This is a genomic window from Tomitella gaofuii (assembly GCF_014126825.1).
GTDB classification, from domain to species: domain Bacteria; phylum Actinomycetota; class Actinomycetes; order Mycobacteriales; family Mycobacteriaceae; genus Tomitella; species Tomitella gaofuii.
Window position 1 is genome coordinate 1128753 of record NZ_CP059900.1, and the last position, 26146, is coordinate 1154898.

A 26146-nucleotide genomic window follows, 5' to 3' on the forward strand; every position below is an offset into this window, starting at 1 on the left:
AACCGTTGCCGCGACGCAGCCGTCGGAGTGTGCTGTGGGTCACAGAAGATCACCGCCCGCGACCCGAAGGGGACGATCATGACCGAGATGCTCACCCGGCCGGAACACCAGCTTCAGCCCACCGCGCCGGCCACCCCGCAGCAGCGCGTCGACGCCTGGCTCGCCGCGTTCGAGGCGGCGCTCGCGGAGCGGGACATCGCACGCGCCGCCGGCATGTTCGCCGTCGACGGCCACTGGCGCGACCTCGTCGCCTTCACCTGGAACCTCAAGACCGTCGAGGGCCGCGGGCAGATCGCCGACATGCTCACCGCCCGCCTGGACGGCACGGACCCGTCGGGGCTGCGCACCTTCGAGTCGCCGGAGGCCGCCGACGGCGTGCTCACCGCGTGGATCACCTTCGAGACGGCCACCGGTCGGTGCGAGGGGCACCTGCGGCTGCGGATGGACGACGCCGATGGCGCCGACGGCACCACCGACCAGGCGTGGACCCTGCTCACGACCCTGCAGGAGCTCAAGGGCCACGAGGAGAGCCAGGGCGCCGACCGCCCGATGGGGGCCAAGCATGGCGCCGACAAGCGCCGGCTGAGCTGGGCGGAGGAGAAGGAGATCGAGGAGCGCGACCTGGGCTACGCGGTCCAGCCGTACGTGCTCATCGTCGGCGGCGGACAGGGCGGCATCGCACTGGGCGCCCGCATGCGCCAGCTGGGGGTTCCGGCGATCGTCATCGACTCGCACGCGCGCCCCGGCGACCAGTGGCGCGGCCGCTACAAGTCGCTGTGCCTGCACGACCCGGTCTGGTACGACCACCTGCCGTACCTGCCGTTCCCGTCGAACTGGCCGGTGTTCGCCCCCAAGGACAAGATCGGCGACTGGCTGGAGATGTACACCAAGGTCATGGAGGTGCCGTACTGGTGCTCCACCACCGCCACGTCGGCGCGCTACGACGACGAGGCCGGCGAGTGGGTGGTGCACGTGGAGCGCGACGGCCGGCCGCTGACCCTGCGCCCGAAGCACCTGGTGATGGCGACGGGCATGTCCGGCAAGCCCAACGTTCCGCAGTTCCCGGGGGCCGAGCGGTTCCGCGGCGACCAGCACCACTCGTCCCGGCATCCGGGGCCCGACCAGTACGCCGGCAAGCGGGTCGTCGTGATCGGCGCCAACAACTCGGCGCACGACATCTGCGGGGCGCTGTGGGAGAACGACGTGGACGTGACGATGGTGCAGCGCTCGTCCACGCACATCGTCAAGTCGGATTCGCTGATGGAGCTGGGGCTGGGCGACCTGTACTCGGAGCGCGCGGTGGCGGCGGGCATGACCACGCACAAGGCCGACCTCACCTTCGCGTCGATGCCGTACCACATCATGCACGAGTTCCAGATCCCCGTGTACGACAAGATCCGCGAGCGCGACGCCGACTTCTACGCGCGGCTGGAGAAGGCCGGCTTCGCGCACGACTGGGGCGACGACGGCTCCGGGCTGTTCATGAAGTACCTGCGCCGCGGGTCCGGGTACTACATCGACGTCGGCGCCGCCGAGCTGGTGGCGAGCGGCGACATCAAGCTGGCCCGCGGCGGCGTCCGCGAGATCACCGAGGACTCGGTGATCCTCGACGACGGCACCGAGCTGCCCGCGGACGTCATCGTCTACGCCACCGGGTACGGCTCGATGAACGGGTGGGTGGCCGACCTCATCGACCAGGCCACCGCCGACAAGGTCGGCAAGGTGTGGGGCCTCGGTTCGGACACCACCAAGGACCCGGGCCCATGGGAGGGCGAGCAGCGCAACATGTGGAAGCCGACCCAGCAGGAGAACCTGTGGTTCCACGGCGGCAACCTGCACCAGTCACGCCACTACTCGCTGTACCTGGCCCTGCAGCTCAAGGCGCGCTACGAGGGGATCGACACGCCCGTCTACGGGCTGCAGGAGGTGCACCACCTGAGCTGACCGGCGCCGAGCATCCCCCTCCGAACCGGGCAGACCCGCAAAGCCGAGCACCGGTTCCCGCGAGATCCGCGGGAACCGGTGCTCGGGTGTTGTCGGAGGTGCTCGGACCGAGGGGCAGCGCGCCCCGGCCGCTACCGCCCCAGCGCCTCCTTCCAGCCCACCACCTTGCCGATGCGCAGGATCGAGCGCTGGTAGATCTTGGCGGCCACCACCGACAGCGCGCCGATGACGACGAGCATGATCGCGATGGTGCCGACGATCTGGCCGGGCCCGGTCACCCCGGCGGCGATGCGCAGCGGCATGAGGATCGCGGAGAACGGCGGTATCCAGCTGAGCACCGTGCCCGCCGTGCTGTCCGGATTGTCGACGGTGGAGAACGCGACGATGAACATGGCGACGATGAGGATCATCAGCGGCATCGCCGTGGAATTGACGTCTTCCTGGCGCGAGACCATCGACCCGGCTGCCGCGTACAGCACCGCGAACAGCGCGTACCCCAGGATGAACCAGCCGAGCGTGGCCAGCAGCGTGGCCACCGCGGTGCCGGTCACCGTCAGCACCCCGGTGGCGAGGCCCGTGGCGACGCCGGCCACCCCGTAGGCGGTGAGCTGCATCAGACCGACGGCGCCGATGCCGATGATCTTTCCCCACAGCAGGTGCAGCGGCCGCACGGTCGACAGCAGCAGTTCGACGACGCGGCTGGACTTCTCCTCGACCACGCCCATCGCCACGAACATGCCGAAGGTGAGGATCTGCATGTACAGCAGCACCACGGCGGCGATGGACATGGCGATGCGCTGGCCCTTCTCCGGGTCGGGCGGGTCGAGCGCGTCGACGTGCACGGTGGCGGCGGACACCGCCTGGTCCACCGCGGCCACGTCCACCCCTTGGGCGGCCATGGCCTGCTGTCGGGCCGCCGAGCTCACGGCGGCCGAGATGACCGTGTGCAGGTCGGTGCTCAGCTCGGACTCCGTGATCGCCGTGACCGAGCCGTCGGCTGCGGGCAGCAGGGCGGCGTCCACGTCGCCGTCGGACACGGCGGTGCGGGCGGCCTGCTCGTCCGGCAGCCCGCGCACGTCGATCGTCATGGCCATCGCCTGGCCGGTCGACTCCAACGGCTGGGCCAGGGACTGATCGCCCACGATCCCCACCGTCGCGTCGTTCCCGTCGTCGCCGCCCCCGGAGAACACGGAGTAGGCGATGATTCCGCCGATGATGGCGATGAGGATGATGATGTTGCTGATCAGGAAGCTCTTCTTCCGGATCTGCGTGGTGAACTCGCGGCGGGCCACCAGGCCGACGGCGCGCGTGGGGGAGATGGTGGTCTTCATGCGGTCACGACCTCTCGGAACAGCTCGGTGAGCGACGGGCGGCGCAGCGTGAATTCGTGCACCGGACCGGTGCGCAGCGCCGCGGCGAGCACCGCCTGGTCGTCGGCGCCGGGGGTGAGGGTGAGCAGCGTGTGCTCGCCCGACTGTTCCGCCGCAGCGACCCCGGGCACGGCGGACGCCCACCCGGCGGGCGCCTGCGGGGCGTGCACCACCAGCTGGGCCTCGCCGCGCGCCCGGAGCTCGTCGACGGTGCCGATGGCCCGCATACGCCCACCGGCGATGATGCCGACGCGGTGGCAGAGCCGCTCGACCAGCTCGAGCTGGTGGCTGGAGAAGATGACGGGCACCCCGCCCGCGGCCTTCTCGCGCAGGACGTCGCTCATGACGTCGACGGCGACGGGGTCGAGGCCGGAGAACGGCTCGTCGAGCACGAGCACGGCCGGATCGTGCACCAGCGCGGCGGCCAGCTGCACGCGCTGCTGGTTGCCCAGGCTCAGCGCGTCGACGGTGTCGCCCACCCGGCCGTCGATGCCGAGCCGCTCCGTCCACCGCTGCACCGCGGCGTCGGCGTCGGCCCTGCTCAGGCCGTGCAGCTGGGCCAAGTAGGCGAGCTGAGCGCCCACCTTCATTTTGGGGTACAGCCCTCTTTCCTCAGGCATGTAGCCGACGGTGCGGCGCACGTCGAGGTCGACGGGACGGTCGCCGATGCGCACCTCGCCCGCGTCGGCGGCGAGCACGCCGAGGGCGATGCGCATCGTCGTCGTCTTGCCGGCGCCGTTGCTGCCGACGAATCCGAAGATCTCGCCGGGCTGCACGGTGAAACTCATGTCGTCGAGAGCGCGGACGGTGCCGTAGGACTTCGAGATGCCGTCGATGGTCAAGGTCGCGCCGGCATTCCCGTGGTGGCTCGGCGGCGCGATGCCGGAGGAGGTGGACGTGGTCATCGGTACTCCAAGTGATGTCCGGGGGTGACTGTGCGGGAGGGAAGGTCAGCTGTTCGCGTCGTCTTCCGGGTCGGGATCGGGGCGGGACCACGCGAGCATGAGCGTCGGCGATGTCCCGCCGATGAGTAGCGCGGTGACCACGAGCAGCCCGCCCATGTAGGCGAGTTCGGGCGTGGCGTCGCCGTTGCTGGAGACGAAGATGAGCACGGCCGCGGGAACGAAGGCGGCGACCTGCGTGATCGTCAGGCCGATCGAGCGGGCGCTGTTGCGCAGCTGCAGCTCGTATTCGTCGAGCGCATCGCGTGGAGCGTCGCCTTGGCGGCCGGAGACGATCTGCACCATCGTCCACAGAACGAGCATGAGCACGGTCGCGCCCAGCCACGCCCAGTATGCGGCGGTGATCTCCCAATAGGTGAGGACGGCGATGACGATCATCGCCGTGTAGAGCGTGCACAATAGGGCGACGAGCGTGCGGCGCGCCGGGCGTGTCCGCAGCCCCGGCATCCACGTGCTGTGTCGCTGCTGTTGTTCGAGAAATCTGCGGGTGCGGTAGGCCTGATAGCGCTCGACGACGCCGAAGTCAGACATGATGGTCACCGCCTTCTGGGCCGGATCCGCCGGTCCGGCCTGTCTGTGGTGGGGGCAGGAGGCTCTGCGCGAGCGGCGCGAACTCCGTGCGGGAGAACACCGCCTCGACAGGCAGTGCGAAGACCTCGCAGATGCGCAGCGCCAAGTCCAGGCTGGGGTAGTGGTCCCCGCGTTCCAGTGCGCCGATCGTCTGCGGGTTGACCGAGACCAGCTCAGCGAGCTGCGCGCGCGACATCCGCCTGTCGGCGCGCAGCACGCCGACTCGGTTGTGGATGGGGAGCGATTGTCCCCTGCGTGCTGCGCTCACATGATGAAGTGTTGTATAAACCCAACGATAACGCAAGTGGAAACAACATTCCGGTGGATAGACCGCGCGGTCAGGCCTCACGCACCCGACCGTCGGAGACCTCCCAGCGGACGGTGGCGTGCACCGCGTCGAGCATCCGCCTGTCGTGCGTGACCAGCAGCAGCGTGCCCTCGTAGGCGTCCAGAGCCTGCTCGAGCTGCTCGATCGCGGGCAAGTCGAGGTGGTTGGTGGGTTCGTCGAGCACCAGCAGGTTGACGCCGCGCGCCTGTAGCAAGGCCAGCGCGGCGCGGGTGCGCTCGCCGGGCGAGAGCGACGCGGCTGCGCGGCCCACGTGCGCGGCGCGCAGCCCGAACTTGGCCAGCAGCGTGCGCACGTCGGCGTCGGGCCACTCGGGGACGACGGCACCGAACGCCTCCGCCAGCGGCGCGGGCCCCGTGAAAGCGCCGCGAGCCTGGTCGATCTCGCCCACCCGCACGCCCGAGCCGAGCGCCGCGGTGCCCTCGTCGGAAGCGATCGTCCCCAGCAGCAACCGCAGCAGCGTCGATTTGCCCGCCCCGTTGGCGCCGGTGATGACGATGCGGTCGCCCCAATTCACCTGCACCGACACCGGTCCCAGGGTGAACCCGCCGCGGCGCACGACGGCGCCCGACGCGGTGGCGACGACGGTACCGCTGCGGGGAGCGGGAGCGATGGTCATGCGCAGCTCCCACTCCTTGCGCGGCTCCTCCACCACCTCGAGCCGCTCGATCGCGCGCTGCGTCTGCCGGGCCTTCGCGGCCTGCTTCTCGGACGATTCCGCGCGCAGGCGGCGGCCCATCTTGTCGCTGTCGCCGGCCTTGCGGCGCGCGTTGCGCACGCCCTGCGACAGCCAGTTGCGCTGCATCTGCGCCCGGTCCTCGAGCCGGGAGCGGGTGTCCGCGTATTCGTCGTAGGCCTCGCGGGCGTGCCGGCGTGCCACCGCCCGTTCCGCCAGGTACGCCTCGTAGCCGCCGTCGTAGACGTCCACCGACTGCTGGGCCAGGTCCAGCTCCACCACCCGGGTGACGGTGCGCGCCAGGAACTCCCGGTCGTGGCTCACCACCGCCAGGCCCACCTGGGCGTCGACGACGAACCGCTCGAGCAGTGCCAGGCCGTCCAGGTCGAGGTCGTTGGTCGGCTCGTCGAGCAGCAGCAGGTCGTAGCGCGAGAGCAGCAGGGCCGCGAGGGCTGCGCGCGCCGCCTGGCCGCCGGATAATCCGGTCATCGGGGCGTCGAGCGGGTCGGCGTCGGCGGTCGGGGCCCGCAGGCCCAGGTCGGCGGCGACGGCCGCGGCGCGCTCGGGCAGGTCGGCGCCGCCCAGCGCCAGCCAGCGCTCGAGGGCCGGACTGTAGTGGTCCTCGCCGCCGTCGCTCAGCGACTCGGCGGCGGCGTTCATGGCGTCCTCGGCCTCGGCGACGCCCGTGCGGCGCGCGAGGAAGCCGAGCACCGTCTCACCCGGGCGGCGCTCGTGTTCCTGCGCGAGGTGGCCGACGGTCGCGCCGGGCGGGGTCAACGTGACGGTGCCGGCTTCCGTTCCTGCGTTGCCGGTCCGAGCGGCCGCGGCGAGCATCCGCAGCAGCGTCGACTTGCCCGCCCCGTTGGCGCCGACGAGACCCACCACGTCGCCGGGGCCCACCGTCAGGTCGAGGCCGGAGAACAGGGTGCGGTCGCCATGTGCGGCGGAGAGGCCGGTGGCCTGCAGGAGTGCGCTCACATGGACAAGTATGAGCGTGCGGGTCGACGATTCAGACGCCGCCGGGATAGCCCAGCTGTCGCCACGCCTCGTAGCACGCGACGGCCGCCGAGTTCGACAGGTTCATCGACCGGCGCCCGGGGATCATGGGGATCCGGACGTGCGCGGTGACGTGCGGATCATCGAGTACCTCCTGCGGCAGGCCCGTCGTCTCCGACCCGAACAGCAGCACGTCGCCATCACGGTACTCAACCTGCGCGAACGAGGCGGTGGTGTGCGTGGTGAACGCGAAGACCCGCCCCGGGGCGACCGCCGCCCACGCCGACTCCACGTCGGGGTGCACGAACACCCGGGCCAGGTCGTGGTAGTCGAGCCCGGCCCGGCGCACATGCTTGTCCGACAGGTCGAACCCCATCGGCTCCACCAGGTGCAGCTCCGCCCCGGTGCCGGCGACCATGCGGATGGCGTTGCCGGTGTTCGGCGGGATGAGCGGCTGGTGGAACATCACTTTGAGCACGGGGTACAGGATGCCACCCGGCGCGGCGGGGGGTGCTCGGCGTCGCGCTCGGAGTGTGAGTGCGATGTCGGCTTCGCGTCCTGATTTCAGGCCCGGAGCGGGCGCGGCGCGGACTACGGTCGACATACCTGCCGAGACGCTCCAGAAAGGTCAGCGATGTCCGTGCCGCCGCAGCCGCCGCCCGGTCCCGAGCACCCGTACGGTGACGGCCCGCCGGACGACGACACCCCCATCGCGTATTCGCAGACCCCGTACGGCCACCCCGGATACGCCCACGACGATCCCACGCAGCAGATCCCGCTGCAGCGGCCCTACGCGCAGGACCAGGGCTATCCGCAGGAGCAGGCATACGGCTATGGCTATGCCGCGCCGCCTCCACCCCCGCCGCCGAAGAAGCAGTGGCCGTGGGTGGTCGGCGCCGTCGTGGTGCTGGCGGTGGCGGCTCTCATCGTGGCGCTCGTGGTGGTGCTGATCGGCGACCGCGACACAGCCGACAATGCCGGCGCCGTCACTGCGCCCGCCCCGGCCACCGGCGAAGCCTCCGCGCCGGACACAGGGGCGGTTCCGACAACGGGAGAGGCCCCCACGCCCAGCGCGGACACCGGCGTGCTGCCCACGAGCGGAATCTTCAAGGTGGGTTCCGACATCCAGCCCGGCGAGTACGCGGTGTCACCGGCCGACGGTGCGTCGGGTTACTGGGAGCGGCTGTCGTGCACCACCGGCGCGTTCGAGTGCATCATCGCCAACGACAACGTTTCCGGGCCCGGCTATCTCACGATCCTGCCCGGCGACGTGGCCGTGCGCGTCGAGCGGCTGCGGCTGGTGCCCACCGGTGCGGCCCCCGCCACGGCCCCGCCGGCGACCACCCCGCCTCCCGCGCGCAGCGGCGATCTGCCCATTGACGGCCAAGGTTTCGTCGGCCGCGCGTCGGCGCGCTGCAACTCCGACGACCCGGCCGTCGTGGCCGCCCGCACCGGCGGGTCGCTGGTGGTGATCTGCCGGACGGGCGTCGGTCGGTTCTACTACAAGGGCGTGCGGCTGGAAGACGGCGCGGCGATCGAGATCGATGACCCGGTGCCCTCGGGTTCCGGCTTCACCGCGACCAACGACGGGGTGCAGTACGCGATCAGCCCCGGCGCTCTCGTCATCACGCAGGGGCCGACGCGGCTCGCCGACGAGAAGGTGCTGCAGTACCGGGCGCGGTGACCGCTCCCGCTTCGGCGTCGCGTTCGAACTTCGCACGCGAAGTCGGTCACCCGCGTCCGTCACACCCGCACGGTCCGCCCCGGCGGGCCGGTCGCGGACCTGCCAGAATGGCATGGTGACTGCGACGACTCTCGACGGCAAGCTGACCCGCGACGAACTCTTCGCCGACCTCACCTCCCGGGTGGCGGCGCTGGCGGCGAAGGGCATCACGCCCGGCCTGGGCACGATCCTCGTGGGGGACGACCCGGGCTCACACGCCTACGTGCGCGGCAAGCACAACGACTGCGCCAAGGTGGGCATCACGTCGCTGCGTCGGGACCTGCCGGCCGACGTCACCCGCGAGCAGCTGCTGGACACCATCGCCGAGCTCAACGCGAACCCCGAGTGCACCGGCTACATCGTGCAGTTGCCGCTGCCGGGCCACCTCGACGAGAACGAGGCGCTGGAGGCGGTGGACCCGGACAAGGACGCCGACGGCCTGCACCCGATGAACCTCGGCCGCCTGGTGCTGGGCAAGGAGGCTGCGCTGCCGTGCACCCCGCGGGGGATCCTGCATCTGCTGCGCCGCTACGAGGTGCCGATCGCCGGCGCCCACGTGGTGGTCGTCGGCCGCGGGGTCACCGTGGGCCGGCCGATCGGGCTGCTGTTCACCCGGCGTACCGAGAACGCCACGGTCACCCTCTGCCACACGGGCACGAAGGACCTGGCGGCCGAGGTACGGCGCGCGGACATCGTCATCGCCGCGGCCGGGAAGCCCGGACTCGTCACCGCCGACATGGTCAAGCCGGGCGCCGCGGTGCTCGACGTGGGGGTCACGCGCACGGACGCCGGCCTGGTGGGCGACGTCGACAAGAGCGTGTGGGAGGTGGCCGGTCACGTGTCGCCGAACCCGGGCGGCGTCGGCCCGCTCACCCGGGCCTTCCTGCTGCAGAATGTGGTCGAGCGTGCCGAACGGGACGCAGGGTAGGCCGACCGACGAAGGCCGGGTCGGGAACACAGTAGGGGACAGCTGATGAGCAAAGCGGGCGACGGGGGAGGTCCGGGAGCGGGCAAGGCCGTGCCCAGCCGCATCGCCGCGCCGACGGGTCCGCCGACGACGCTCCTCTACCGGCTGCGCACCATCCACCTGCCGCTGATCCTCATCGCCTGCGGCCTGTGCGCGGCGATGGTGCTCGTGGCGATGGACCGGTGGCGCCGCGGCACCGTACTGTTCGGCCTGGTCACCCTGGTGGCGGCGGCGGTGCGCCTGGTGCTTTCGCCGGAGCGGGTGGGGGTGCTGGCCGTGCGCAGCCGGGGGTTCGACGTGGCCACGCTGGCCGCGTTCGGCGGGCTGATCATCTGGCTGGGCCTGTCGATCGAGTCGCTGGGCACCGGGTAGCACGGGCAGCCGTCAGCCGGCGGAGCCGCACGGAACTCCGACGGAGCTGCACGGAATCCCGGCAGGGAAGCGCAGGATCCCGTGTCAGCGCCGCGCCGTGGCCGCCTTGCGCGCCAGTTCCATCGTTTTGCCGATCGCGGCGTCGACCGCGTCGAACTCGATGAGGAACGCGTCGTGCCCGTAGCGGCTCTCGTACTGCAGGAACTCGACGCATCCGGCCAGATGCTCGGCGATCTCCGCCTGCAGCCGGAGGGGGTAGAGCCGGTCGGAGTCCCAGCCGGCGACGATAGTGGGGACCGTGCAGCCGGCCAACGCCGCGTGCACGCCGCCGCGGTCGCGTCCCACATCGTGCCGATTGAGCGATTCGGTGAGGATCACGTAGCTTCCGGGGTCGAAGCGCCCGACGAACTTGTCCGCCTGGTACTCCAGGTAGCTCTGCACCGCGTAGCGGCCGTCCTTGAGCGGGTCCTCGTCCAGCTGGCCCGCGTTGGCGAAGCGCTCGTCCAGTTCGAACTCGGTGCGGTAGGTCAGGTGGGCGAACCGCCGCGCCAGCTTGAGGCCGGTGTCGGGCCGCAGGCTGGTGCCGTAGAAGTCGCCGCCCTGCCAGTCCGGGTCGCGGCGGATGGCCTCGAGCTGGGTGGTCTGCGTGCCGATCTGGTCCGCGGTGGCGCGCGCGCCCACGGCGAGGATCAGCGCGGAATCGACGCGTTCGGGGTAGGTGACCTCCCACTCGAGCGCGCGGGCGCCGCCCATGGAGCCGCCCATGACGGAGGCGACCCGGTCGATGCCGAGTTCTTCGAGCGCGCGGGCCTCGGCGCGCACCTGGTCGCGGATGGACAGGTACGGGAAGCGCGAGCCCCAGGGGCGCCCGTCCGGCGCGGGGGAGGACGGGCCTGTGCTGCCGTTGCAGCCGCCGAGCGAGTTGGTGGTGATCACGCACCACTCGTCGGTGTCGAGGGCCAGCCCGGGCCCGATGAGCCCGTTCCACCAGCCCGGCGACGCGTGCCGCTCGTCGGCGGGGCCGGCGGCGCGGGTGTCCCCGGTCAGCGCGTGCAACGCGAGCACCACATTGTCGCGCGCGGCGTTGAGCTCGCCCCACCGCTGGAACGCGATGGTGACCTGGGGGAGCCGGACGCCGCAGTCGAGGACCAGCGGTCCGATCTCGACGGCGCCCTGCTGCCCGTCCGGCGACGGAAGCGACGCCTGACGGGCAGGGTGGACCGTACTCATTGTCAAGATGCTGCCGCCGCCGCGAAGCCGGTCTCCAGGTCCGCGAGGATGTCGTCGATGCCCTCGATGCCCACGCACAGGCGCACCTGGCCGGCGTAGACGCCCGCGGCCTCCCGCTCGACCTCGGAAAGCTGCTGGTGCGTCGTCGACCACGGGTGGACCACCAGCGAGCGGACGTCGCCCATGTTGGCCACGTGGCTGTGCAGGGTGAGCGCGTCGATGAAGGCGCGCGCGGCCTTCTCGCCGCCGGCGATGTTGAAGGTGAGCACGGCGCCGGTGCCGCGGGGCAGCAGCTTCGTGCCGCGTTCGTGCCACTGCGACGACGGGAGGCCGGCGTAGGAGACCGACTCGACCTCGCCGCGCGCCTCGAGGAACTCGGCGACGCGCTGCGCGTTGGCCACGTGCCGTTCCACGCGCAGGCTCAGCGTCTCCAGGCCCTGCGCGGTGAGGAATGCGTTGAACGGCGAGGGGGCGTTGCCCATGTCGCGGAGCAGCTGCACGCGCGCCTTGAGCGCGAACGCGGGCGCGCCGAGGTCCGCGTAGACGACGCCGTGGTAGCTCTCGTCCGGCTCGGTGAACCCGGGGAACCGGGGCGTGCCGTCGGACTGCTTGACGGTCCAGTCGAAGTTGCCGCCGTCGACGAGGACGCCGTTGATCGTCGTCCCGTGCCCGCCGAGGTACTTGGTGGCCGAGTGCACGATCACGTTGGCGCCGTGCTCGAGCGGGTTGAGCAAGTAGGGGGTGGCGATCGTGTTGTCGACGATCAGCGGGACGCCGGCCTCCTGCGCCACGCCGGAGATGCCGGGCAGGTCGAGGACGTCGCCGCGCGGGTTGCCGATGGTCTCGCCGAACAGTGCCTTGGTGTTGGGCTTGACGGCGGCGCGCCACTGCGCGATGTCGTCGGGGTCGTCGACGAAGCTCACGTCCACGCCGATCTTGCGCAGCGTGTAGTGGAACAGGTTGAACGTGCCGCCGTAGATGTGCGGGCTGGACACGATGTGGTCGCCGGCGCCGGCGATGTTGAGCAGCGCGTACATCGTGGCGGACTGGCCGGAGGACAACAGCAGTGCCGCGACGCCGCCCTCGAGCGCGGCGATGCGCTGCTCGACCGCGTCGACGGTGGGGTTCATGATGCGCGTGTAGATGTTGCCGGGCTCGGCCAGCGAGAACAGTGCCTCGGCGTGGTCGGTGCTGTCGAATTGGTACGACGTGGTCTGGTAGATCGGCAGCGCCGTCGCCTTGGTCGTCGGGTCCGGGGTGTGGCCGGCGTGGACCTGTTTGGTCTCGAACGACCAGTTCGCGGTGGGATCGGTGTTCTCTGTCATCGATGTGCTCCAGGGGCTGGTCGCCGCGCGCCCCGGTGGGCGTGCGCGGCGGAGGGCGGATGGCTCCGGCCGACCCGGGGCGCGTGCCCGCGCGGTGCGCTCCGTGGTCCGGTGGTGCTGTGGTCCGGCGGCGCGCGGTGCCCCTGCGGAAGACGGACGCCTTCCGCGACGGAGCGTGCGCGGGCTTCGCCGGCGAGGGCGGACGAAGCCGTCGGGCAGGGTGCATCCTGTCGCGGTGCCGGGCATGGCCCGGGACAGCGACGGCGATGCGGGGATCGGCACTTCCGTCAGCTACGACAACACATGTGTGAACCTCCGTTGGGGCTTACCCCTTTTCTGTGGGCCCGCCCCAGCGGGCCCGCGCTTGTCGTCCGCGACGGCCGCCTGCCCGGAGGGCGCCACGCCTGCGCGGGGGCAGGCGTGCCGTCGAGGGAAGGCGTCCACGGACGACCTGGTCATCACCCGGGGCACCCCACCGCGGTTGGAGGGTTGCCGGCCAGCAAGCCGGGGCTTGACGCTGACGCTCATGACCTGACCCGATCTTAGCCGCATACGCCCCCACGGTTTCAACTGGTCGGTCCCGGCGGGGGCCGCGGATCCGGAGCGGTTGTAGTCACCGGGACCTGAAGGGGTGCCGGGGGCGCGCTATCGAGTACGCTCGTACTGCAGAGCGCGAGGTGCGTGCGGCCGGGTGCCGCGACCGTGCCCGCCGTCCCGGTGCTCGATGCGGATTTCGTCACCACGTCACCACATCTGTGACCCGGGGTACTAATCTGCACCATGACGGAGTATGTCAGTACGGCCGGTGCCCGAGGGGGCACGTGCGCCGCGCGGTCGCCCTGCAGCCGGCCGACGGGCGTGCATCCACAAGATGGGCCGCGCTGCGCGAGTTGAACAGGCTTGTCTAGGAGGACGCGGACCACATGTCCAAGATCAAGGTCGAGGGAACCGTCGTCGAGCTCGATGGCGACGAGATGACCCGCATCATCTGGCAGTTCATCAAAGACAAGCTGATCCATCCGTACCTGGATGTGAATCTGGAGTACTACGACCTGGGTGTCGAGCATCGCGACGCCACCGACGACCAGGTCACCGTCGACGCGGCCAACGCCATCAAGAAGCACGGCGCCGGCGTCAAGTGCGCCACCATCACGCCCGACGAGGCGCGAGTGGAGGAGTTCGGCCTCAAGAAGATGTGGCGCTCGCCCAACGGCACCATCCGCAACATCCTCGGCGGCACGATCTTCCGCGCGCCCATCATCATCTCCAACGTGCCGCGCCTGGTCCCCGGCTGGACCAAGCCCGTGGTGGTCGGCCGCCATGCGTTCGGCGACCAGTACCGCGCCACGGACTTCAAGGTGCCCGGCGCCGGCACCGTCACCATCACCTACACGCCCGAGGACGGCAGCGAGCCGATCCAGCACGAGGTGTGCAAGATCCCCGAGGACGGCGGCGTCGTCATGGGGATGTACAACTACAAGAAGTCCATCCAGGACTTCGCCCGCGCTTCGCTGTCCTACGGGCTGCAGCAGAACTACCCGGTGTACCTGTCGACGAAGAACACGATCCTCAAGGCCTACGACGGCATGTTCAAGGACGAGTTCCAGCGCATCTATGAAGAGGAGTTCAAGGCGGAATTCGACGCCGCCGGGCTCACCTACGAGCACCGCCTGATCGACGACATGGTCGCCTCCTCGCTCAAGTGGGAGGGCGGCTACGTCTGGGCCTGCAAGAACTACGACGGCGACGTGCAGTCCGACACCGTCGCCCAGGGCTACGGCTCACTGGGCCTGATGACCTCGGTGCTCATGACGCCGGATGGACGGACGGTGGAGGCCGAGGCCGCGCACGGCACCGTCACCCGCCACTACCGGCAGCACCAGCAGGGCAAGCCCACCTCCACCAACCCGATCGCGTCGATCTTCGCGTGGACGCGGGGCCTGGAGCACCGTGGCAAGCTCGACAACACCCCCGACGTGGTGGAGTTCTGCCACCTGCTCGAGGACGTGGTCATCAAGACCGTCGAGAGCGGCAAGATGACCAAGGACCTGTCCCTGCTCGTCGGCGGCGACCAGGGCTACCTCACCACCGAGGAGTTCCTCGGCGCCCTCGACGACAACCTCCAGGCCGCGAAGGCCCGCGCCTGACACGGCGCCGCGCGCAGCGGCGTCCGACGGCGGATATCCGGCCGGGGTCCCCACGGGCCCCGGCCGTCGCCGTGCGTGGCGCGTGTCATGCCGGCGGCGGGAATGCGCGCACGCGCGCGCCCCGTTGACCATGGGGGCCACCGCCGTCCCGTCGGCGACGAGCCACACCGACGATCAACCACCAGGAAGGCGGTGCCCGCATGTCCGTGCGCCTCGCGATGACGGCGCTCGCGCTCGGCGGATTCGGCATCGGCACCACCGAGTTCGTGGCGATGGGGCTGCTGCCGCAGATCGCGGACGGCATGGGGGTATCCGAGCCGGCGGCCGGGCACGTCATCTCCGCCTACGCCCTGGGCGTGGTGGTGGGAGCGCCGGCGATCTCGGCGCTCACCGCGCGCGTGGACCGGCGGCGCCTGCTGGTGGCGCTCATGGCCGCCTTCACGGTGGGCAACGCCGTCACCGTGCTGGCGCCGAGCATGAACGTGCTCATCGCGTCGCGCTTCCTGGCGGGGCTGCCGCACGGCGCGTACTTCGGGGTCGCGTCGCTTGTGGCCGCACGCCTGGCGGGGGCGGGCAGGAGGGCCAAGGCCGTTGCGACGGTCATGCTGGGACTGTCGGTGGCCAACGTGCTGGGCGTCCCACTCGCCGCGGCGATGGGCCAGCAGCTGGGATGGCGCAGCGCATTCGGCCTGGTGGCGGTGATCGGCCTGGCGACGATGGCTGCGCTGCTGCGTTGGGTGCCGTTCATGGCGGCGGCGCCGTCATCGAGCCCCCGCGCCGAACTGGGCGCGCTGCGGCGGCCGCAGGTGTGGTTGACGCTGGCCGTCGGGATGGTCGGCTTCGGCGGCATGTTCGCCGTCTACACCTACATCGCGACCACCCTCACCGACGTCGCCGGCCTATCCTCCGCGCTCGTGCCCCTCGCGTTGGCGCTCTACGGCCTCGGCATGGTCGCGGGCAACCTCGTCGGCGGGCGGCTGGCCGACCGGGCCCTCATGCCGTCGATGTTCGTGATGCTCGCGCTCATCGCGGCCGTGATGGGCCTGTTCGTCGTGGCCGCGCACAACCCGGTGACGGCGCTCGCCGCCGTGTTCCTGGTGGGCGCCTCCGGGGCGGCGATGGTCCCGGCGCTGCAGACGCGGCTGATGGACGTGGCCGCCGACGCCCAGAACCTGGCTGCGGCACTGAACCATTCTGCGCTCAACGTCGCCAACGCGGGCGGGGCGTGGCTGGGCGGAGTCGTCATCGCCGCGGGTCTCGGCTACACCGCCCCGGCGGCCGTGGGCGCCGGGCTGGCGGTGGCCGGTCTGCTGATCCTGACGGTGAGCGCCGCGGCGCAACGGCGCACCGACGCGGGCAAGGTGCAGGCCGACGCGGACCGGGACGACGCGCCGGTGACGGTGCATTAGCCTTCAGGGCGTGTCGAAGAGCGATCTCACCGTCAGCACCGTCAACATCAACGGCGTCCGCGCCGCCACCAAGAAGGAGCACGGGCTGCTCCACTGGCTGGCCGATACCCGGGCGGACGTGGTCTGCCTGCAGGAGGTGCGGGCCACCGACGCGCAGCTGCACACCTCGCTGGCTCCGGCCGTCGAGGACGGTTGGCACATCGTCTCCGCCGAACCGGAGCAGAAGGGCCGCAACGGGGTGGCAATCCTGTCGCGCGTGCCCGCCGACGCACACCGCATCGGTCACGGCGACCCCGAGTTCGCCGCGTCGGGCCGCTACATCGAAGCGGACTTCGGCGACGTCACCGTCGCGAGCCTGTACCTGCCGTCCGGGGAGACCGACACCCCTCGGCAGGACGAGAAGGAACGGTTCATGGACTCTTTCGCCGAGCACATGGGGCGCACAGTGGACGCCGGGCGGGCCACGGTGGTGTGCGGCGACTGGAACATCGCCCACACCGAGCGTGACCTGAAGAACTGGAAGGGCAACAAGAAGTCCTCCGGCTTCCTGCCGAACGAGAGGGCCTGGTTGGACACGATCTTCGCGGACGATTCCGGCTGGGTGGATGTGATGCGTGCACTGCACGGCGACGTCGACGGCCCCTACAGCTGGTGGTCATACCGCGGCAAGGCGTTCGACAACGACGCGGGCTGGCGCATCGACTATCACGTCGCCACGTCCGGGCTCGCGGAATCGGCGACCACGGGGGTGGTCGAGCGCGCCGAAAGCTACGACACCCGCTGGTCCGACCACGCGCCCGTCACCGTCACCTATGCGCGCTGAGCGGTCCCGGCTGCTGCGGCCCGTTGTGCTGCAGTCCGGCTCACCACGGCCCGGTCGCGTTGCGGCGCTGCTGGTGGCGCTCGTCGCCGTCGTCGCCGCGCTGCTGGCCGGCTGCGCTCCGGCGGCCCCCGGGAACGGCGCGGCGCCCGGGGCGCATGCCGCGGCCGACGCCGGCAGCCACCCCGCGGTCCCCGGGGTTCCGGACGCCGCCTGGCGCACCCTCGCTTTCATCGACGCGGGCGACTGGCCGGAGGCGGCCGATGCCCCGGGCACCCGGGGCGGGCAGCGCTTCGGCAACAGGGAGAAGCGGCTGCCGGAGCGCGACGCCGACGGCGACCGCATCCGGTACCGAGAATGGGACGTCAATCCGAGGAAACCTGGCCAAGGACGGGACGCGGAGCGCATAGTCACAGGGGACGAGGGTTCAGCCTGGTACACGGGCGACCACTACGCGACGTTCACGCGTATGCGTTGACGGTGGCAGCCCGCAGGAGAGGTGAGGCGCCATGACCGAGATCGACAAGTTCGCCGCGTCCGGCGGGCGTACGGTCGGGATCGCCCGGCCCGGCGACACCGGGGCGGGGGAGGTCATCGTGGCCCTCGAGAACGCCGGGTTCGCGGTGAACACCGTCTCGGCCGAGCACATGCACACCGTCGGCGGGGTGTTCGAGGAGTTCTCCGCTGCGCTCGAGTTCCCCGACTACTTCGGCAACAACAAGGACGCGTTCGACGAGTGCATGCGCGAGCTCGACGAGTTCGTGGGGGAGGCGGCGGGCTACGCCATCGTCATCCGGCACGCGTCCGAGCTGCTGGCCGACGAGCCGGACGAACTCGAGTGGTTCGTCGACGCGTTCCAGTTCTACGAAGAGCACTACGGTGACGCCGAGGTGGAGTTCCGGGTGCTGCTGGTGGTGGCACCCGGAGAGGCGGACGACGTGCAGGAGCAGTGGCGGGACTTCGGCGCGGAGCCGGTGGAACTGGGCTGAGCTCCGGCGGCCCGGGCGCGGCCTGCGCCGATCCGGCGGCGATCAGCCGCGGTGGATGTAGGACTCGAGGTGGTCGCGTTCGGTCTCGAGCTCGTCCATGCGGCTCTTGACCACGTCGCCGATGCTGACGATGCCGCGCAGCGCGCCGTCCACGACGACGGGCAGATGGCGGATGCGGTGTTCGGTCATGGTGGCCGCGAGGCTGTCCACCGAGTCGCCCAGCGCGCAGGTGAACACGGTGGTGGACATGATTTCAGAGATCGGCGTGCCCAGCGCGCCCGCGCCGCACCGGTGCATCCGGCGGATGATGTCGCGCTCCGAGATCATCCCCAGCACCTCGTTGTTGAGCACCACCACCAACGCGCCCACATTGTGGCGGGCCATGTCGTCGATGACCTGACGGACGGTGACACTCGGCGCAACGGTGAGCACCGCGGTGCCCTTCGACTGCAGAACGTCTACGATACGCATGCGGACTCCCCTGTTGAGCGTCCTCGGACGATCACACGATTCTACTGTGATCCACGACACTTTCCCAGGTGTGCGGCCGTGGGCGCGGGCTCGGCCGGGGACGGGGGGCTGCGCGGCCCGTGAAAGTATGGGTGACATGGCAGAACCGTCCACGTCATCGGCCCCCGCGGCACCATTGGCCCCGGCGCAGGAGCGCAAGCCCCGGGTGCTCTCGGGTATCCAGCCCACCGCCGATTCGTTCCACCTCGGCAACTACCTCGGCGCGCTGCGTCAGTGGGTGCCGTTGCAGGACGAGCACGACGCGTTCTACTTCATCCCCGACATGCACGCGATCACGGTCCCGCAGGATCCGAAACTGCTACGCAAGCGCACCCGTGTGGCCGTGGCGCAGCTGCTCGCCATCGGCATCGACCCGCAGCGCTCGACGCTGTTCGTGCAGAGCCAGGTGCCCGAGCACGCGCAGCTGGCCTGGGTGCTCAACTGCATCACCGGATTCGGCGAGGCGAGCCGGATGACGCAGTTCAAGGACAAGTCGGCCAAGCAGGGCGCGGAGACCACCGGGGTGGGGCTGTTCACCTATCCGGTGCTCATGGCCGCGGACATCCTGCTCTACCGCTCGCACCTGGTGCCCGTCGGCGAGGACCAGCGCCAGCACCTGGAACTGACCCGTGACCTGGCGCAGCGGTTCAACGCGCGGTACGGCAAGTCGTTCGTCGTGCCGGAGGCGACGATCATCAAGGAGTTCGCCAAGGTCTACGACCTTCAGGAGCCGACGAAGAAGATGAGCAAGTCCGGGGACAACCCCAAGGGCATCATCAACCTGCTCGACGATCCGAAGGTCTCCGCCAAGCGCATCAAGTCCGCGGTGACCGACACCGGCAACGAGGTGCGCTTCGACCGCGAGGAGAAGCCCGGCGTGTCGAACCTGCTGACGATCAATTCGGCGTTGTCCGGCCGCAGCATCGCCGAGCTCGAGCAGCGGTTCGCGGGCTGCGGCTACGGCGAGCTGAAGAGCGACACCGCCGAGGTCCTCATCGAGTTCGTCACACCGCTGCGCGCCGCGGTGGACGGATACCTGGCCGACCCGACCGAGCTCGACCGCGTGCTCTCGCACGGCGCGGAGCGGGCGCGTGCGGTAGCGTCGGGAACCCTGAAGCGCGTCTACGACAGGGTGGGCTTCCTCGCTTCGGGGGATTGACCTCCGCGGGAAAGGAGTTGAGCCGTATGGCCCGCAGCGGCACTGCGACCGGGAAGACCGACGAGGACAAGGGCCCGTCGTTCCTGGACCGGCGCCGGGCCGCGTGGCCCTGGTTCGACCACGTCATGCGGGCGGCCGCCCGTTACAAGGACGAGCGCGGCGACCACTACGCCGCCGCCGTCACCTATTTCACCGTGCTGGCGCTGTTTCCGCTGCTGATGGTCGCCTTCGCGGTGGCCGGGTTCGTGCTCGCCGGCAACGCGGAGCTGCTGGACGAGCTGCGCACGCAGATCACCGACAACGTGCCGGGGTCGATGGGCGGCACGATCAACGAACTGGTCGACACGGCGATCAACTCCCGTGCGGCGGTGGGCGTGCTCGGCATCCTGGGCGCCCTCTACACCGGGCTCGGCTGGATGGCGCACCTGCGCGCGGCGCTGACCGAGCAGTGGGAGCAGACAAGCCCGCAGCCGAAGTTCCTCGCCAAGAAGGTCCACGACCTGGGCGCGCTGTGCGGTCTGGGCGCGGCGATGGTGGTCTCGCTGGGTGTGACCGCGCTGGGATCCGGGGCGCTGGGCAAGAAGGTGCTCGAGTGGTTGCACTTGGACGCAATGCCAGGCGCCGGAGTGCTGCTGACGGTGGTGTCGGTGCTGGCGGGCGTGGCGGCCTCCTGGGCGCTGTTCACGTGGGTGATCGCCCGGCTGCCGCGGGAGCGCGTGGCGCTGCGCAGCGCGGCGATGGGCGCCCTGCTGGCGGCGATCGCGTTCGAGGTGTTCAAGCGCGTCGCGGTCGTGTACCTGTCGAACATCGTGCAGGGCCCGGCGGGCGCGACCTTCGGCCCCATCATCGGCATCATGGTCTTCTCCTACATCACCGCGCGGATCACCCTGTTCGCCACCGCCTTCGCGGCCACCAGCGAGGAGAGCCTGGACCTGGCGCCGGTGCCGGTGCCCGATCCCGTCATCATCCGGCCGCGAGTGGACGAACGTGAGCCGGGCGCCGGGATCGCAGCGCTCGCGGGCGTGGGCGTGGGCGCCGCCGCGGGCTGGGGGATCGGGAGGATGGCGCGGGACCGGCGGCGCTGAACGCCCGGACGGGCCCCGCGGAACCGGCCGGGGACTACGCTCGCGGTAGACGCACGCCGCACCCGTGAAGGAGGACCCGATGGCGAGCCGGATGGACACCGTCGGCCCCTCTGCGGACGTCGTCTCCCGGCTGCGCCGTTCCACCGCGGCCGACGTCCTCGATGATCCGGCCTCCCTCGCCCTCTACAGTGCCGACGCGTCGAACTACCGCCACGTGCCCACGGCCGTGGTGCTGCCCCGCGGCGAGGACGACGTGGCGGCGACCCTGGCGGTCTGCCGCGATCACGCGGTGCCGCTGACCATGCGCGGCGCGGGCACGTCGATCGCGGGGAACTGCCTGGGCGCGGGCATCGTCATGGACACCTCCCGGTACTTCGACGCGATCGAGGACATCGACACCGCCGCGGCCACGGCGGTGGTGCGGCCGGGCGTGGTCGGCGGCCGCCTGCGGGAGGCGCTCGCGCCGTCGGGGCTCGCCTTCGCGCCGGACCCGTCGACGATCTCGCGCTGCACCGTGGGCGGGATGATCGGCAATAACTCCTGCGGCTCCCACTCGGTGGCCTGGGGCAAGACCAGCGAGAACATCCGTGCACTCGAGGTGATGCTCGCCGACGGCACGCGCCTGGAACTGGGGCCCACCACAGCGGAGCAGATGGCGGCGGCCGCCGCGCGCGGCGGCGCGGCGGGGCGGCTGTACCGCGGGCTGGACGCGTTGACGACGGAGAATCTGGCGGTGCTGAGGACCGAGCTGGGCCGGTTCCCGCGCCAGGTCAGCGGATACGGCCTGCACGAGCTGCTGCCGGACAACCATCGCAACCTGGCGCGTGCCCTGGTGGGCAGCGAGGGAACCTGTGCGGTGGTGCTGCGCGCCACGCTGGACCTGGTGCGGCCGCCCGCGCACCGTGCGCTGCTGGTGCTGGGGTTCGACGGCGACATCGCGTCGGCGCGGGCGGTGCCGGCGATCCTCGAGCACTCTCCGCTCACAGTGGAAAGCATGGGCCGCAAGCTGTTCGCGGGCGTGCGGCTGCACGGCGCGCGCGCCACCGCTGCGGATGCGCTGCCGGACACGTCGGACTGGCTGCTGGTGGAAACCGGCGGCGCGACGCCGGAGGACGCCCGCGCGGCCGCCGAGACGCTCGCCAGCGGTATCGGGATGCCCGTCGGCTCCGACCGGCGCGCCGTCGTGCTCACCGACCCCGCCCGGCAGAAGGTGGTGTGGTCGCTGCGGGCGGACGGCAGCGGACTGGCGGCGCGCACGATCGACGGGGACGCGGCCTACCCGGGTTTCGAGGACGCCGCGGTGCCGCCCGAGCGCCTCGCCGACTACCTGACCGACTTTCGCGGGCTGCTGGGCGAGTACGGCCTGAGCGGCGTGTCCTACGGCCACTACGGCGAGGGCTGCCTGCACATTCGGCTGGACGCGGACCTGTCCACGGCGCCGGGGGTGGACCGCTACCGCGCGTTCCTGTTCGACGCGGCGGACGTCGTGGCCCGCTACGGCGGGTCGATCTCCGGGGAGCACGGCGACGGGCAGGCGCGGTCCGAGTTGCTGCCCCGCGCCTACAGCCCCGAGGTCATCGGTTTGTTCGAGCGGTTCAAGGGTCTGTGGGATCCGGACGGACTTCTCAACCCGGGGATCCTTGTACGCCCCAAGAAGGTGGACGACGACGTCCGCTGGTTGGAGCTGGGCGTGCGGGAGTGGGACACGGAGTACAGCTATCCCGACGATCGCGGCAGTTTCCGGCAGGCGGTGAGCAGGTGCCTGGGTATCGGCAAGTGCCGCGTGGAGCACGGCGTCGCGATGTGTCCCAGTTACCAGGTGACCCGCGACGAGAAGCACTCCACGCGCGGGCGCGCCCGGATGCTGTTCGAGATGCTGCAGGGCGACGTGATCGACGACGGCTGGCGGTCCAAGGAGGTGCTCGGCGCGCTGGACCTGTGCCTGAGCTGCAAGGCGTGCAAGTCCGACTGCCCGGTGAACGTGGACATGGCCACCTACAAGTCGGAGTTCCTCTACCAGCACTACCGCGGGCGCCTGCGGCCGCGCGTGCACTACGCGCTGGGTCGGCTGCCGCAGTGGGCGCGCCTGGCTTCGCGGGCGCCCGGGGTGGTCAACGCGCTGTCCGGCGGACGGCTGACGGGGGCGGCGGCCAAGCGCGCCGCGGGCATCGACGCGCGGCGGGACCTGCCACGCTTCGCGCCGCGCACGCTGCGTCGGCAATGGCGCGACCGGCCGCCGGCGCGGGCCGCCGCGCGGGGCACGGTGGTGCTGTGGCCGGACACGTTCACGAACCACCTGGATCCGGGCGTGGGCATGGCCGCGGCCGCAGTCCTCGAAGACGCGGGATACCGGGTGGAGTTGCCCGGCGGGCCGGTGTGCTGCGGGCTCACCGCGCTGAGTACGGGGCAGCTGCCGCTGGCGCGCAAGACCGTGCGCAAGAGTCTGGACGTGCTGGCGCCGCACCTGGCGGCGGGCGCCCCGGTGATCGGCCTGGAGCCCAGCTGCACGGCGGCGTTGCGCTCCGAGATCACCCGGCTGCTGCCCGACGACGACCGCGCCCGCGCGCTGTCGGGTTTGGTGCGTACCTTCGCCGAGCAACTCGTCGACCACACGCCCGGCTGGGAGCCGCCGGCGGAACCGCGGGATGCGGTGGTGCAGACCCACTGCCACCAGTACGCGGAGCTCGGCGACGACGCGGACCGTGCGTTGATGCGCCGTGCGGGCATCCGGCCGGCGGAGATGAGCCCGGGCTGCTGCGGGCTGGCCGGCAACTTCGGGTTCGAAGACGGGCACTACGAGGTGTCGATGGCGGTGGCCGAGCAGAACCTGCTGCCCGCGATCCGTTCCGCCGGCGCGGACCCGCTCGTCATCGCCGACGGATTCAGCTGCCGCACCCAGGCGCGCGACGGCGCGGACGTGCGGGCACGCCACCTCGCGGAGGTGCTCGCGGAGCGCCTCACCGGGGGTGGCAGCGCCGCCGGGTGACCTCAGCGGCGGCGGCGCAGCAGGCGGATCCCGCCGGCGGCCAGCAGCAGTGCGGCGGCGACGACGCCGGTGACCGCCGCGTAGTAGCCGACACCGTGCGCGGACCCGCCCGAGCCCGGCTGCGCGCTCTGCGGGGGCGCCGCGAGCGTCACCGCGCCGTCGTCTCCGGCCCGGTTCGCGGCGGCGTCTCCGCCGTCGGCCGTCCCGTCCGGGCCCACGGTGCCGGGCTCGACGAGGGTGCCCACCGATTCGCCGGGCGGAAGGCGGAAGCCGTAGTCGAGCAGCGCGGCGGCCTGCTGCCACGGGTCGGACGGGGTGCGCGTGCCGTCGAGCAGCGTCACCACCAGGCGCCTGCCGTCCCGCTCGGCTGCGCCGATGAACGTCTGGCCGGCGTCGTCGGTGTACCCGGTCTTGCCGCCCAGCGCGCCCGGATACTGCGACAGCAGCGGGTTGTCGTTGGCGATGGCGAAGCCGGGATGGTCCGGCAGGACCACCGGCGCGCCGTCCGGGCCCACCACCGGCGGCAGCAGCCCGGTCGCGGGGTCCGGCTCCGCGTCCGCCAGCGCGGCGGTCACGGTGTCCGGGTCGGTGGTCTCGAGGCGGATCGGCTCCGTGCCCGCCGCGATGCGGGCCTGCGCGGCGGCGCGTTCCTCGTCGATCTGCGCCTGCGACTTGGGGTAGCCGGGGAACTCGATCGGCCCGTGCGAGATGAGGTCGGCGAACACCGGGTCCTGCATCGCGTCGCGGAAGAGGAGGGCCAGGTCGTACGCGGAGGTGGACATGCCCGGACCGTCGAGACCGGACGGGGTGGGGGTGCGGGTGTCGAGTGCGCCGAGGTGCCGGGCGAGCGTGTTCATGGCCGCCGTGGTGGCCTCCGTGCCGCCCATCCGGTCGGCGAGGACCTGGGCGGCGTCGTTGCCGGAATTCATCATGAGCCCGCGCAGCAGCATGTGCACGGTGTACTCGCCTCCGGGGCCGACGCCGACGCGGCTGCCCTCCACGTTCGCCTCGTCCGCGGTGGCGGTGAGCACCGTGTCGAGGTCGAGCTTCTGCAGGGCCAGTGTGGCCAGGAGGATCTTGATGGTGCTCGCGGGGCGGTGGCGGCCGTGCGGATCCTTCGCGGCGAGGACCTCACCGGTGTCGAGGTCGGCCAGCACCCAGCCGGACGCCGAGATCCCGTCGGGCAGCGGCGGCGTCCCCGCGGGTTGCACGCTGCCGCACGCGTCGAGCCGCGGGCCGCCGACGGGGTCGTCGGGGACCGGGAGCGGCGGCGGGGCGGTCTCGCCCGGCTCCGGGACCTCGGAGCTGTCGATCGGCGGCGGCGGGGAGTTCCGGTGTGGGCACGCGTCGGTGTTCGGGGTGGTGAACACCGGGGCGGGCTCGGCCGTCGCGGTGGGGGCCGAGGGCAACGCACCCGCAGTGACTGTCGCCGCCGCGGGCAAGAGCGCGACCGTCGCGGCGCACAGCAGTGCCGCGGCGGCGCGGCGCCGCATGCGCGGGCGGACCGCGGCGTCGCGAAGCGTCATGCCGCGGCCAGCTCGGCGATGAATCCGCGCACTGTGCGTGCCACCAGGTCGGGGTCTTCGAGCATCGGCACGTGCCCCACGTCCGGCAGCAGCAGCCGCTCGGCGGTGTCCGGCAGCTCGTCGAGGAACGCCTGCGCGTACACGCGCCACGGGATCACCCGGTCCTTGTCGCACAGGACCAGCTGCACCGGCGTGGCCGTGGCGTCCAGCCCCGTGAGCCCGCCGTCACGGGCCGCCGACCACAGCACCGGCAGTAGCGCGTGCGAGTGGATGGCCGCGTTCAAGGCGCGCTTCGCCGCGTCGAACGGCACCGCCGCCGGGTGCGCGGTCACCACGGACATGGCGGCCTTCTGGATCCGCCGCACGCCCACTGCCCATGAGGCGAACGGCCGGGCGAGGACCATCAGCGGCGACAGCGCCAGGAACGCCGCGCCCAGCCGCACCGCGGGAATCGACAGGGTCGTCCACCCGCCGGCCGGGGCGATCGCGGTCACGCTGCGCGCACGGCCCCGCTGTTCGAGCTCGAAGGCGATCCAGCCGCCCAGTGAATTGCCGACGATGTGGCAGGTGTCCCAGCCGCACTCGTCCAGCACGCGCTCGACGGCGTCCGCCATGTCCTTGGCGCCGGTGCGGCCCCATCGCGCGTCGGGCCCGCCCCAATGCCCGGGCAGCGTCACCGCGAGGACCTCGTGGTCCACGGCGAGCTGGTCGACGACCTCGGTCCACACCTCGTGCGTCATGAGGAACGGGTGGATGAGCAGCACCGGCTCGCCGCTGCCGGCGTGGCGGTACGGGCGGGGTGCGCCGTCCGCGCGTCGGGGTACCGGCGTCGTGCCGCGCGTCGGCTCCCGCCGCCGCGTGGTCGGGTCGTTCGTGCTCATCTCTTCCTCACTGCCGCTCATCGCCGGGACCGTGGAATCGGCCGGGCCCTGCCCGGATGCGGCCCCTGGGCGTCGGCCGAGTTTACGCTACGAGACTGCCGGATCCGGGGAGGTGAGGGGTCTTCTGCGCCGAAGCGGTCGCCGCGGCGCACC

At 71.5% G+C, this 26146-nt stretch carries 23 protein-coding genes and 1 riboswitch; of the genes, 12 read left to right on the forward strand and 11 right to left on the reverse strand.

The window, feature by feature from the left end; all coding sequences use genetic code 11:
• Nucleotides 1-78: 78 nt before the first annotated feature.
• The gene (locus tag H4F70_RS05125) at nucleotides 79-1944 is read left to right on the forward strand and encodes a flavin-containing monooxygenase (RefSeq protein ID WP_182346226.1); all 1866 of its coding nucleotides are present in this window, start codon (nucleotides 79-81) and stop codon (nucleotides 1942-1944) included.
• Nucleotides 1945-2075: 131 nt separating this feature from the next.
• Here the strand turns inward: H4F70_RS05125 and H4F70_RS05130 are convergent, their stop codons facing one another.
• From H4F70_RS05130 to H4F70_RS05155, 6 genes are all read right to left on the reverse strand, one after another.
• Nucleotides 2076-3275, reverse strand: a complete 1200-nt coding sequence (locus H4F70_RS05130; protein ID WP_182359254.1) for an ABC transporter permease — start codon at nucleotides 3273-3275, stop codon at nucleotides 2076-2078.
• On the reverse strand, nucleotides 3272-4219 hold the full coding sequence (locus H4F70_RS05135; RefSeq protein WP_182359255.1) for an ABC transporter ATP-binding protein: 948 nt from the start codon (nucleotides 4217-4219) through the stop codon (nucleotides 3272-3274). The genes H4F70_RS05130 and H4F70_RS05135 overlap by 4 nt, the downstream gene beginning before the upstream one ends.
• A 45-nt stretch (nucleotides 4220-4264) precedes the next feature.
• Complete coding sequence (locus H4F70_RS05140; RefSeq protein WP_182359256.1) at nucleotides 4265-4807, reverse strand: hypothetical protein; 543 nt, start codon at nucleotides 4805-4807, stop codon at nucleotides 4265-4267.
• Entirely contained in the window at nucleotides 4800-5114 is a 315-nt protein-coding gene (locus H4F70_RS05145; RefSeq protein ID WP_182359257.1) for a helix-turn-helix transcriptional regulator, read from the reverse strand. Before H4F70_RS05145 ends, H4F70_RS05140 begins: the two co-directional genes overlap by 8 nt.
• A 70-nt stretch (nucleotides 5115-5184) precedes the next feature.
• Entirely contained in the window at nucleotides 5185-6846 is a 1662-nt protein-coding gene (locus H4F70_RS05150) for an ABC-F family ATP-binding cassette domain-containing protein (RefSeq protein ID WP_182359258.1), read from the reverse strand.
• A gap of 31 nt (nucleotides 6847-6877) precedes the next feature.
• Nucleotides 6878-7342 (reverse strand): tRNA (cytidine(34)-2'-O)-methyltransferase, encoded by a 465-nt coding sequence (locus H4F70_RS05155; RefSeq protein WP_182359259.1) that lies wholly within the window; start codon nucleotides 7340-7342, stop codon nucleotides 6878-6880.
• A 156-nt stretch (nucleotides 7343-7498) separates the two neighbouring features.
• Here H4F70_RS05155 and H4F70_RS05160 point away from each other — a divergent pair, with 156 nt between their 5' ends.
• From H4F70_RS05160 to H4F70_RS20345, 3 genes are all read left to right on the forward strand, one after another.
• Nucleotides 7499-8548, forward strand: coding sequence for a hypothetical protein (locus H4F70_RS05160; protein ID WP_182359260.1), 1050 nt, complete (start codon nucleotides 7499-7501; stop codon nucleotides 8546-8548).
• Between the two features lie 115 nt (nucleotides 8549-8663).
• On the forward strand, nucleotides 8664-9515 hold the full coding sequence (locus H4F70_RS05165; protein WP_182360193.1) for a bifunctional methylenetetrahydrofolate dehydrogenase/methenyltetrahydrofolate cyclohydrolase: 852 nt from the start codon (nucleotides 8664-8666) through the stop codon (nucleotides 9513-9515).
• Nucleotides 9516-9560: 45 nt separating this feature from the next.
• On the forward strand, nucleotides 9561-9926 hold the full coding sequence (locus H4F70_RS20345; RefSeq protein WP_182359261.1) for a DUF3017 domain-containing protein: 366 nt from the start codon (nucleotides 9561-9563) through the stop codon (nucleotides 9924-9926).
• Between the two features lie 84 nt (nucleotides 9927-10010).
• Here the strand turns inward: H4F70_RS20345 and metX are convergent, their stop codons facing one another.
• Nucleotides 10011-11156: a homoserine O-acetyltransferase MetX gene (metX, locus tag H4F70_RS05175; protein ID WP_182359262.1), complete on the reverse strand. Its 1146-nt coding sequence runs from the start codon at nucleotides 11154-11156 to the stop codon at nucleotides 10011-10013.
• A 2-nt stretch (nucleotides 11157-11158) separates the two neighbouring features.
• Nucleotides 11159-12481, reverse strand: coding sequence for a bifunctional o-acetylhomoserine/o-acetylserine sulfhydrylase (locus H4F70_RS05180; protein ID WP_182359263.1), 1323 nt, complete (start codon nucleotides 12479-12481; stop codon nucleotides 11159-11161).
• A 411-nt stretch (nucleotides 12482-12892) separates the two neighbouring features.
• A riboswitch (SAM riboswitch) is annotated at nucleotides 12893-13013 on the reverse strand.
• A gap of 391 nt (nucleotides 13014-13404) precedes the next feature.
• Between H4F70_RS05180 and H4F70_RS05185 the strand changes: the two genes are divergently transcribed.
• The 5 genes from H4F70_RS05185 (at nucleotide 13405) to H4F70_RS05205 (ending at nucleotide 17846) form a co-directional block, all read left to right on the forward strand.
• Nucleotides 13405-14628 (forward strand): NADP-dependent isocitrate dehydrogenase, encoded by a 1224-nt coding sequence (locus H4F70_RS05185; protein ID WP_182346104.1) that lies wholly within the window; start codon nucleotides 13405-13407, stop codon nucleotides 14626-14628.
• Nucleotides 14629-14828: 200 nt separating this feature from the next.
• Nucleotides 14829-16037: an MFS transporter gene (locus tag H4F70_RS05190; RefSeq protein WP_235681347.1), complete on the forward strand. Its 1209-nt coding sequence runs from the start codon at nucleotides 14829-14831 to the stop codon at nucleotides 16035-16037.
• 10 nt (nucleotides 16038-16047) lie between these two features.
• Nucleotides 16048-16860 (forward strand): exodeoxyribonuclease III, encoded by an 813-nt coding sequence (locus tag H4F70_RS05195; protein WP_182359264.1) that lies wholly within the window; start codon nucleotides 16048-16050, stop codon nucleotides 16858-16860.
• Nucleotides 16850-17335 (forward strand): guanyl-specific ribonuclease, encoded by a 486-nt coding sequence (locus H4F70_RS05200; RefSeq protein WP_182359265.1) that lies wholly within the window; start codon nucleotides 16850-16852, stop codon nucleotides 17333-17335. Before H4F70_RS05195 ends, H4F70_RS05200 begins: the two co-directional genes overlap by 11 nt.
• A gap of 31 nt (nucleotides 17336-17366) precedes the next feature.
• Nucleotides 17367-17846 (forward strand): barstar family protein, encoded by a 480-nt coding sequence (locus H4F70_RS05205; RefSeq protein WP_182359266.1) that lies wholly within the window; start codon nucleotides 17367-17369, stop codon nucleotides 17844-17846.
• Nucleotides 17847-17888: 42 nt separating this feature from the next.
• Here the strand turns inward: H4F70_RS05205 and H4F70_RS05210 are convergent, their stop codons facing one another.
• Complete coding sequence (locus tag H4F70_RS05210) at nucleotides 17889-18317, reverse strand: CBS domain-containing protein (RefSeq protein WP_182346100.1); 429 nt, start codon at nucleotides 18315-18317, stop codon at nucleotides 17889-17891.
• Between the two features lie 136 nt (nucleotides 18318-18453).
• Here H4F70_RS05210 and trpS point away from each other — a divergent pair, with 136 nt between their 5' ends.
• The 3 genes from trpS to H4F70_RS05225 all read left to right on the forward strand — a co-directional run bounded on the left by trpS (nucleotide 18454) and on the right by H4F70_RS05225 (nucleotide 23586).
• On the forward strand, nucleotides 18454-19515 hold the full coding sequence (trpS, locus tag H4F70_RS05215; RefSeq protein WP_235681348.1) for a tryptophan--tRNA ligase: 1062 nt from the start codon (nucleotides 18454-18456) through the stop codon (nucleotides 19513-19515).
• Between the two features lie 26 nt (nucleotides 19516-19541).
• Nucleotides 19542-20600 (forward strand): inner membrane protein YhjD, encoded by a 1059-nt coding sequence (gene yhjD, locus H4F70_RS05220; RefSeq protein ID WP_182359268.1) that lies wholly within the window; start codon nucleotides 19542-19544, stop codon nucleotides 20598-20600.
• A 79-nt stretch (nucleotides 20601-20679) separates the two neighbouring features.
• Complete coding sequence (locus H4F70_RS05225; RefSeq protein ID WP_220471771.1) at nucleotides 20680-23586, forward strand: FAD-binding and (Fe-S)-binding domain-containing protein; 2907 nt, start codon at nucleotides 20680-20682, stop codon at nucleotides 23584-23586.
• Between the two features lie 2 nt (nucleotides 23587-23588).
• On the opposite strand, the gene H4F70_RS20350 is transcribed toward H4F70_RS05225, so the two are convergent.
• Nucleotides 23589-25112 (reverse strand): D-alanyl-D-alanine carboxypeptidase family protein, encoded by a 1524-nt coding sequence (locus H4F70_RS20350; protein ID WP_276520726.1) that lies wholly within the window; start codon nucleotides 25110-25112, stop codon nucleotides 23589-23591.
• Nucleotides 25109-26014 carry an alpha/beta fold hydrolase gene (locus tag H4F70_RS05240; protein WP_182359269.1) on the reverse strand — a complete coding sequence of 302 codons (906 nt, stop codon included), beginning with the start codon at nucleotides 26012-26014 and terminating at the stop codon, nucleotides 25109-25111. Before H4F70_RS05240 ends, H4F70_RS20350 begins: the two co-directional genes overlap by 4 nt.
• Nucleotides 26015-26146: the final 132 nt, after the last annotated feature.